This is a genomic window from Azohydromonas lata (assembly GCF_034427735.1).
In the GTDB taxonomy this organism is placed as follows: Bacteria; Pseudomonadota; Gammaproteobacteria; order Burkholderiales; family Burkholderiaceae_C; genus Azohydromonas; species Azohydromonas lata.
The window spans coordinates 1-1,174 of the sequence record NZ_JAXOJX010000175.1 but is presented as its reverse complement, the minus strand read 5'-3'; the positions used below and the strand labels follow the sequence as shown (position 1 = coordinate 1,174).

General features: G+C 62.8%; 1 protein-coding gene. It reads left to right on the top strand.

The window, feature by feature from the left end:
• The first annotated feature begins 88 nt into the window (after positions 1–88).
• A complete protein-coding gene (locus SM757_RS34855) occupies positions 89–1,174 on the top strand; it encodes an IS630 family transposase (protein ID WP_322468843.1) in 1,086 nt (361 codons plus the stop codon).

Below are 1,174 nucleotides of genomic sequence, written 5' to 3'. Positions count from 1 at the left end.
CTAGTGTCGTGAGTTGTAAGTTCGTTTAATAAAAGCGCGTTGCCGCTGCTCGTCGTGTAGCCTGCTGCCACGACAAGGCGAGGTGGGGATGAGCGGAAGGCCCAAGGCGCAGTTGGTGTTGAGCGACGCGGAGCGGGAGCAACTGATGGCGTTGACGTTGCGGCGCAAGACGGCCCAGGCGCTGGCGCTTCGTGCACGCATCGTTTTGGCCTGCGCCGAGGGCCAGGACAACAACGTTGTCGCCGAGCGGCTGCGCGTAACGCCGCAGACGGTGTCGAAGTGGAGAGGCAGGTTCGTGCGCGATCGGCTCGATGGCCTGTTGGACGCGCCGCGTCCAGGTGCGCCCCGCACGATCGCCGACGCCCAGGTGGACGCGGTGATCGCCAAGACACTGGAGAGCGTGCCCGCTGATGGCAGCCACTGGAGCACCCGAAGCATGGCTCGCGAGCAAGGGCTGTCGCAAACGGCCGTCACGCGCATCTGGCGCGCATTCGGCTTGCAGCCCCATCGCCAAGAGACTTTCAAGCTTTCCAGCGATCCGCTGTTCGTGGAGAAGGTACGCGACATCGTGGGGCTGTACCTCGATCCGCCGCTCAAGGCCATGGTGCTGTGCGTGGACGAGAAGAGCCAGATCCAGGCGCTGGACCGCACGCAGCCGCTGCTGCCTCTGGCTCCGGGCATCCCCGAGCGACGCACGCACGACTATGTGCGTCATGGCACCACGACGCTGTTTGCCGCGCTCAACATCGCCACCGGCGAGGTGATCGGTGAGACGCATCGGCGCCACCGCAGTGTCGAGTTCCTGAAGTTCCTGCGCACCATCGAAGCCAACGTGCCGGCCGATCTCGACATCCATCTGGTGATGGACAACTACGGCACCCACAAGACGCCCACCATCAAGGCATGGTTCAAGCGCCATCCCAGGTTCCAAGTCCACTTCACCCCGACCTCGGCTTCGTGGATCAACCAGGTCGAGCGCTGGTTCGCCACGCTCACACAGAAGTACCTGCGCCGTGGCACTCATCGCTCCACCCGTCAGCTCGAACAGGCCATTCGCGACTATCTGGCTGTTCATAACGATAATCCCAAGCCTTTCATCTGGACCAAGACCGCCGACGACATCCTGGACAGCATCAAGCGGTTTTGTATGCGAATTTCTGACTCGCGACACTAG

What these genes read in the sequence shown, in the direction of transcription:
- SM757_RS34855 (WP_322468843.1), top strand. Translation starts at nt 89, where the DNA reads ATGAGCGGAAGGCCCAAGGCGCAGTTGGTGTTGAGCGACGCGGAGCGG.